Source organism: Ruegeria sp. HKCCD6157 (assembly GCF_013110685.1).
Lineage (GTDB): Bacteria > Pseudomonadota > Alphaproteobacteria > Rhodobacterales > Rhodobacteraceae > Ruegeria.
Window position 1 is genome coordinate 78,014 of record NZ_WVRB01000009.1, and the last position, 7,847, is coordinate 85,860.

7 protein-coding genes are annotated in these 7,847 nt (G+C 54.9%); 4 read left to right on the forward strand and 3 right to left on the reverse strand.

Annotated elements, in window-relative coordinates; translation table 11 throughout:
• Window positions 1-397: 397 nt before the first annotated feature.
• Complete coding sequence (locus tag GS612_RS19225; RefSeq protein ID WP_171642473.1) at window positions 398-1,399, reverse strand: AraC family transcriptional regulator; 1,002 nt, start codon at window positions 1,397-1,399, stop codon at window positions 398-400.
• Between the two features lie 142 nt (window positions 1,400-1,541).
• On the opposite strand from GS612_RS19225, the gene GS612_RS19230 reads away from it, so the two are divergent.
• Genes GS612_RS19230 through GS612_RS19245 form a run of 4 tightly spaced genes read left to right on the forward strand, consistent with a single transcriptional unit; the run spans window position 1,542 to window position 6,196 of the window.
• Window positions 1,542-2,939, forward strand: a complete 1,398-nt coding sequence (locus tag GS612_RS19230; RefSeq protein WP_171642475.1) for an amidohydrolase family protein — start codon at window positions 1,542-1,544, stop codon at window positions 2,937-2,939.
• 25 nt (window positions 2,940-2,964) lie between these two features.
• Complete coding sequence (locus GS612_RS19235) at window positions 2,965-3,729, forward strand: DUF3299 domain-containing protein (protein WP_171642477.1); 765 nt, start codon at window positions 2,965-2,967, stop codon at window positions 3,727-3,729.
• Window positions 3,726-4,904: a carbohydrate porin gene (locus GS612_RS19240; protein WP_171642479.1), complete on the forward strand. Its 1,179-nt coding sequence runs from the start codon at window positions 3,726-3,728 to the stop codon at window positions 4,902-4,904. The genes GS612_RS19235 and GS612_RS19240 overlap by 4 nt, the downstream gene beginning before the upstream one ends.
• A gap of 50 nt (window positions 4,905-4,954) precedes the next feature.
• Window positions 4,955-6,196, forward strand: a complete 1,242-nt coding sequence (locus GS612_RS19245) for a membrane dipeptidase (protein ID WP_171642481.1) — start codon at window positions 4,955-4,957, stop codon at window positions 6,194-6,196.
• Window positions 6,197-6,653: 457 nt separating this feature from the next.
• Here GS612_RS19245 and GS612_RS19250 read toward each other — a convergent pair whose 3' ends face one another.
• Both GS612_RS19250 and GS612_RS19255 read right to left on the reverse strand, forming a co-directional pair.
• Window positions 6,654-6,971, reverse strand: coding sequence for a hypothetical protein (locus GS612_RS19250; RefSeq protein ID WP_171642483.1), 318 nt, complete (start codon window positions 6,969-6,971; stop codon window positions 6,654-6,656).
• 79 nt (window positions 6,972-7,050) lie between these two features.
• On the reverse strand, window positions 7,051-7,847 hold a 797-nt coding region (locus GS612_RS19255), incomplete at its 5' end, for an IS3 family transposase (RefSeq protein WP_171642485.1).

Below are 7,847 nucleotides of genomic sequence, written 5' to 3' on the forward strand. Positions count from 1 at the left end.
GCAGGCAAAATGGTGGGTGATGAGACACTCGAACTCCTGACATCTTCAGCAAAACAGAAGCGCATTTTCCAATCCGCAGATGCACCAAGACGCCGTCTTGCACTGCCGCCAAGCGCACAGGTTCCCAGAGATGCCCGGTGTTGTCAGCGATTTGAAGTTGCACAAACTGCGGAACGGTTCAAGGGCATATCCTTTCCCTGCCGCTTTCAAGGTCACGTCCGATCGAGCCGCAACAGGCATGCGTGACGGCGCACGCGTTGCCAAAAGGGCCATCGGGCAATCGCTTTTTCAACCCTTGGTATTGATCCATGAACGTGGCGCAAATCATGGCCAATTCTTGGCGGACACACATGACGGAAACAGTTGAACGCGAACCCGCCCATTCGCAGCGCAGTTGCTATCCAAGACGGAATTTTGTTGGCGTCACACCGGTCTGGCTTCGAAAAAACCGAGTGAAGTGGGACTTGTCGGAATAACCAAGCATGAGGCCGATCTCGGCAACTGTCATTTTGCTTTCTCTGAGGTGCTCCTTGGCGACATCGACCCGCAACCGCCTTACCTCTCGGGGAAGTGTTGTCTGTTGCTTCTGAAGTGCTTTCAGAAACCGCTCGGGCTGGATACCCAGCAATCCGGCCACAACCTCCGGCCCCAGTTCTGACTCATCCAGTTTTCCACGCAAGACAGACCGCAAAGCGGCCACCACGGTGACGTCTTCATTGTGCCGAATCGTGGCTGGCGGCGCTTCGGACTCCTCTGCCGCATGGTGTAAAAACAACCAGTCCACAGGAAAACTGATCTGCATTCCGGGGTTGGTTCCAAGGCCAACTTCGATACCCTTGTAACCGCGAGGCAACCCAAGGATGTATCTGCTTTCCCATCGCACTCGGGATGGATCCCACGCGTTTCCGACCACGCTTTGCAGCAGGCGCACATAGATGGCAGCCCCAAACCCGGTAACCTGAACAGGCTGAACAGTTGGTTCCTGTTGCCGCTCGATCCGATAGATCGCTTTGTCTGCCTCCACGACAAGACTGTGCCGGACCGCGTTTGACTCTTGTGGCACAAGCCTGACGAACCGGGCAAAAAACTCGAACAGAGTGTTCGAGGATTGCAGCGAGCGGGCGAATGGCGGCCATCCTTGCAGGTCAAACGTCTCTCCTACATTCAGGCCAAGGTATCGATCCCCTGACAATTCGGAGAAGGCATTCAACAGGCCATAGACCAATTCTGAGTGGACATAGACGGATGGGTCGGACAGCAGGTCGGCCTTCAAGCCGACCTGATCCAGGGCCGGTTGCGGATTGATCCTGCGGTCGGTGAGATATTGCAGAAACGGGGCGGCCAGCGCGAGGCGGATAAAGCCTTCGCTATGCGCTTCGGAAGTGGAGCTGAGTGGCACGCCCGTCACCCTTGTTTAAACCAATGGTTTCGTTCAGTGGCCTTTTTTGCGGTCACATTCGCACATGTTAATCCAAAAGTGGCAACCCGCCCAAGAGTTTTCGGGCTACGTTTGGTAAAACGTGAATGTGAAGGGAGACCCAATGACCAACATGCGAATGTCCCGTTGCCCGGCGGTAATGGTCGCGGCAGTTTTAGGTTTTTCGGCGGCTGCGCAGGCTCAGGATCAAGAAGATCCTCAAACGTTGTTTACCAATGTGCACGTCTTTGATGGCGTGAATGAGCAACGTATCGAGAATGCAAATGTTCTGGTCGAGGGCAACCTGATCAAGACTGTTTCAACCGAAGCGGTGGACGCGCCCAATGCCGTTGTGATTGACGGCGGAGGGCGGACGTTGAGCCCGGGCTTTGTCGAGAACCATGCCCATTTGATGCTGATGGGGCCTACGCTGCCCGCGATGGAAGCCAACACAACATGGGAGGACTTCGCCATTCACGGTGCGCGAATGGCTGAGATGTATCTCATGCAAGGTTTTACCACGGTCAGAGACGCCGGGGGGGCCAATGGCGGGTTGCGCCGGGCAATTGACTCGGGGCAAATCGATGGCCCCCGTTATTACCCGTCTGGCGCATTTATAGGAACGCGAGGTGGTCACGCTGACTTTGCGAATTTCACCGCGCCGCCGGGTTCAGAGACCAACATGAGCCGCCTAAACTTGGCGCAAGAGGTTAGCGGCGTGGATGACGTTTACAGGTTTGCACGCAACAATTTTCGCATGGGTGCGACACAGTTGAAATTCATGCAATCCGGGGGTGTCGTTTCAGCCTTCGATCCATGGCAGTTGCTTGCTGGATCGCCCGAGGAAATCAGGGCCGCCGTGCAGGTGGCAAATGAGTATGGCAGCTATGTCATGGCGCATTCCTATCGAAAGGAAGCTATCCTGAGTGCGCTGGACGCGGGTGTGATGTCGATCGAACATGGTTTCTCGTTCGACTGTGACATTGCGCAGGTCATGAACGAAAAAGGGGCCTACATCACCACCAACCTGACGGCCTTCGACCCCGGGTTGCTGGACATTCCGGCTGTGGCAAACGTGCCGTCAAGCCTGGCCAAGGCAAAATCCGCTTCAGCCACATTTGCGGGCTATATCGACAATATGAAGGAATGCCCGGTAAAACGGGGGTTCCAGACCGATTGTGTTGGTTCGGTCGAGGCTTGCAATATCCAGATTGCCTACGAGAAACACCTGAACAATGAATTTTTCGGGCCCTATCAGTCTATGGTTACATTGACGTCGATCGGTGGCGAGATCGTGGCGCTGTCCGGCGATTTCATGAACCCGTATACGGCCGGAAAACTGGGTGTGATCGAGGAAGGGGCCTATGCGGATATCCTGCTGATCGACGGAAACCCACTTGAAGACTTTTCCGTCGTTGGAACCGGGGATCAATGGTTTGGTGCCGACCCGAGGCCGGAAAGCCCGGAAACGATCCGACTGATTATGAAGGACGGTGTGATATACAAGAACACACTGGACTGACCCAAAGAACGGTTGGAGAGATTTGATGTTCCCTTGGTTTCGCGCCGCAGTTTTTGCTGGCTTGGTTCTGAGCGGTCATTCCGCAATGGCAACGCCCCATGCGACGCTTGACTGGTCTGACCTTCCGGATCCGTCGGTGCAGGTGTTCGATGACCCTTATCGCGATCTCAGCCCTGAACAGTTTGACGATGTCCTCTTCGTCGTGCGTTTGCGCGGCAGGTTGCAGCAGGATGTCGGCAGCGTTGAGGAAAGACAGAAATGGCAAGAGCTTCTGACCGAAACCGAAGACGCCTTGGCCGAGGGTGGCGTTGATGTCGACTGGCTGCTCGATCAGCGAGAGACTGTGAAAGAGCGGCGAAGAAAGGCAGCAACAAAGGGAAATCCGCAACTCGATGGCCAGAGTGTTACGCTGACAGGCTTTGCCATTCCCGCGCCGAACGATCCGGATGGGCGAGCAGTGGCATATTTGGTGCCAGAACGCGGGATGTGCAGCCACATGCCCCCGCCTCCGCCCAATCAGATGATCCGGGTGCGGTTGAACGGCGACTGGGCCCCCAGTTACTTCCATGAACTCGTTCGGCTCACAGGTAGGCTGACGATTGAACCCTCGGTTCAGAACATGATGGTCGTGGATGGGCTTGTGCCGATGAATGCGACCTTCAAATTGGAGACGGACAGCGTTGAAACGCTGGAAACCAAGGCCGACGGTCTGGAATGGAGACAGCGTGCAGCCGATCGCGTCCGAGCTGCTGGCAATCGCAAAACTGGCGGCGCAGAGGCGTCGGAATGATAAGGCGCCTTGTTGCCGCATTGAGTATTGCCTGCGCGGGTACGGCGTCTGCGCAGGGGTTGTCCGGACCTTCTTCGGTCGAGGCCGAGCTGAAACCTGGCGACGGCCTGACCGATCCGCAATACCGTTCCGAATTTCCGCGCAACATCGCGCCGGGTTGGTTTCGGTGGAAAGACCGGCTGGCCGAGAGCGGATTTCGGTTCAGCGTGGATTACCTGGCGTTGGGTCAATCCACGAACGCCGACTTGGGAAGTGGTGAAGCCGCAGGTGGAATCGCTCGCGTCTACGGCAGTTGGCAGGCAACCCAGCGGGGTTCATTGACATTCAAAATCGAAGATCGGCACGGATACACCGACGTTGCCCCGCAATTCCTTGGGCCGGACGGAGGCGCATTGTCGATCACAGGGACAGCCTTCAACGACAATGGTTTGTTGCTGACCAACCTGTTCTGGACCCAAAGAGCCGAGAACGGCGCGTGGACGCTGCAAGTCGGCCAGATTGATGTGACGGACTTTGTGGATATCTATGGATTGGTCAGCCCCTACAGCGGGTTCCAAAACCTGTCGTTCAACACCAACCCGACAATCAACACGCCCAACCAAGGAATTGGTATTGCCGGTGGGATAAAGCTGAGCGAAAACTTCTACGCCGTTGCCAGCGTTGCAGACGCAAACGCCGATCCGTCTGATCCAAGTTTTGACGTTTTCAGCGACGGCAATCTCTTCAAATCGTTTGAGATTGGCTACACTTCGGGCTTTGATCGCATCTATTTCGACAATGTCCATTTGACCCTCTGGCATGCAGATGCGGCCGACGATGGCAGCCGTGCAGAAGATTATGGCGCCGTGTTTTCCGCGGCTTGGTTTGTCGACAACAAATGGATGCCGTTCGTTCGGGCAGGAGCGTCGAAAGGCACTGCAGCGCTGTATGATCGTTCGGTTTCTGCCGGGCTGGGCTATTACGGTCGAAACACCGATCTGGCCGGTTTGGGTCTGAACTGGGCCGAAGCAAGAAACATCGACGGCGATCAGTTCACGCTGGAAGCATTCTATCGCTTTTCAATCTCACCCGGTCTGCAAATCACGCCGTCACTACAGTTCATTTCCAATCCGCTGCTGAACCCCAATCAGGATAGCATCACGTTGTTCAGCCTGCGAACCCGGATCGTTTTTTGATGCGGCTCGAAAGCAGCAATTCACCCGAAGCCAATTTGGGAGGCTCAGTCATGAAAACCTTGTTGGCCGCAAGCGCCATTGCAATCGTATCCGGTGCCGCGCTGCACGCGAGCGAGGAAAGCAAGACATGGGATGCATCAGATGAGGCGAAGCAATTTGTGAAGGACACAATCGTGCTTGGCATGTTGGCCAGCCCCTACGGCACCGGCTGGACTGAAGACGAACAGCTGCACACTTACTTCGCGCGCGCTCGGGACAACGGAATAACAGGTCATGAGATGACGCTGGCCGCAGCGGATATGTCCTTTGAGACTTTTCTTGATCAGCACTACCGCTTCCGGTCGGCGATGGCGCAACAGCCAGAGAATTACCTGATCGTGAATGAAACCCGCGATATCGAAGCCGCCCATATTCAAGGCAAGACGGCGGTCATCTGGAACAGTCAGACGGCGACGATCCTGGATGGCGACCTGAGGAAGATGGCGTTGCTCAAGGATGTGGGGATCAAGAGTATGATCCTAGCCTACAACGATATCTTCCGCACCGGGTCGGGGCAGTTGGCGGCCTATAACGGGCGCGATATCGGTCTGACCCCTTGGGGCAAGTCGGTGATCGATGAAATGGTGCGTTTCGGCATCCTTCTGGACCTGAGCCACACGGGCTCCAAAACGGCCAACGACGCCATGGACTACATGGACGAAAACTATCCCGGCGTGCCTTATGTCTACACGCATTCGGTTCCTGCCGGGCTTTACGCAAACGAACCCGGTGCGACGCCACGCGGGTGTTATCGGGCCATTCCCGATGACGAGGCCCTGCGAGCGGCCAAATCGGGTGGCTATGTTTCTCCGACATTCACTGAATGGATGATGGACGGCGTTTGGCCTGAAGATATCTCACCCAAGCAAGCCGCCGACATGATCGACTACTATGTTCAACTTGTTGGGGTCGACCACGTTGGGATGGCAACCGACGATATGTTCTCGACTGAATTGGTTGTGCAGTTCGCGACTGCAAACGCAAGCATGTATGATGATGGCGGCTATATGATCGACGCGTTCAACAAAGGGGCGACCGGCAACGGTGAGCTGGCCAAAATCCTTGCGGCAATCACCGATGATCTCTGGGCCAGGGGTTATTCCGATGAAGACCTCGAAAAGATCTATGGCGGCAACAAGATGCGGGTTTACGCGCAAGTCTGGGAGGGAAAGCCCCCCGAACAATTTCTGAAAGAATACCCCGAGCGTCTGCGTCTCAGACAGGAACTGCGAGAAGGGTTTTATTCGCGATAGACGTTCAGGACCCGCATCAAAGATGTTTGGCCCCGGATGCGGAACAGCGCAGGAATTTTTGGGGAAAGGCTGGTGGGTGATGAGAGATTCGCACTTCCGACATCTTCGGTGTAAACGAAGCGCTCTACCAACTGTTGCACAGACGCTCCGCTGTCTGAGCTAATCACCCGTGACGGATTGTGCGTGTTTTCCCAAAGCATCAACTGCGGTTTTCTCAGGTGAACCCTCGTGGTTCGAGTACGACACTTACTGTAACGGAATCAGAGGTCAAGTCGTTACATGTACGGGTAGAGGGGTTTGGGGCAGGTCCGACAACGGTTACTTGAGACGTCTCAATCTCAGCCGTGCGCTGAATTGTAAACCTTTACCGACTGGAAGATCCTGATGCTTCAACAGAATCTTTAACTTAGCCGTTCCATTTATCCGTAGAAGTTCACATCGGATCGATATTGACGGGTCACTGATCATCCAAACCGTTTGCTCGTCGGATCATTGTAACCAACTCTTCTACCTTTTCATTTAGGTCAAGAGTATCTAGTTTGGCGGTTTTCTCACACACCAAGGTCGCAGCCTTTACCTTGTCGCCATCTTTGTGAACATATGGGTCAGTTTTGCTCTTATTCTTCTTAGTTCGCTTGAAGTAAAATGCATGGTCGAAGCGGCCGGTTTCTAGGGGCTCTTTATAGATCGTTGAGTGAATGGACTTTAGCGCTTCGTGCAGATCAATCGGATCAACATAGTTTTCAACCTCTCGACCTTTCGTAACCCAAACCATGATGTTGCGGCCTCGAAGTTCATTTCGTAAGCGTTCTACCGCAGGTGAGCAGCCTCATCTGACTGGTCCAAATTGATTGTTAGTGCATCGTCGGCCTGCGATCCATTGATATGATGGTTTCGGGCGCTGGCGGGCGATAGCCCAGTGCACTGTGGGGCCGCTTTGTGTTGTAGTGTCTCCTCCATTGTTCGATCAGAATTTGAGCTTCGCGCAGGCTGTAGAAGATCTCACTGTTGAGCAACTCGTCCCTGAACCGACCATTGAAACTTTCACAGTATCCGTTCTCCCAAGGGCTCCCAGGTTCGATGTAAGCCGTCTTGGCGCCAACTGCGGCGATCCAGTCTCGGACGGCTTGGGCAACAAATTCCGGTCCATTGTCAGAACGTATGAAACTCGGCGCGCCGCGAAGTATGAACAGATCCGTCAGGGCATCGATCACATCGACCGAGTTCAGCTTGCGCTTCACTTTAATCGCCAGGCATTCCCGACTGTACTCATCAAGGATGTTCAGCGTCCGAAAAGCTTTGCCATCATCGGTTCGGCAATGAACGAAGTCATAGCTCCATACATGATTGCGATACTCCGGCCTCAGCCGGACACATGATCCGTCATTCAGCCAGAGCCGTCCTTTCTTCGGTTGTTTCACTGGCACTTTCAGCCCCTCTCGTCGCCAAAGCCGTTCAATTCGCCCATCGCTGACAGACCATCCAGCCTCTCGCAGTAGTGCAGCGATCCTGCGATAGCCATATCGGCCGTATTGACGGGTCAGCTCAATCATGTCGGCCACCAATCGGTCTTCGTCTGCGCGACCTTGTGGTACACGCCGTTGCGTGGACCGGTGTTGTCCAAGCACGCGGCAGGCGCGTCGCTCAGATA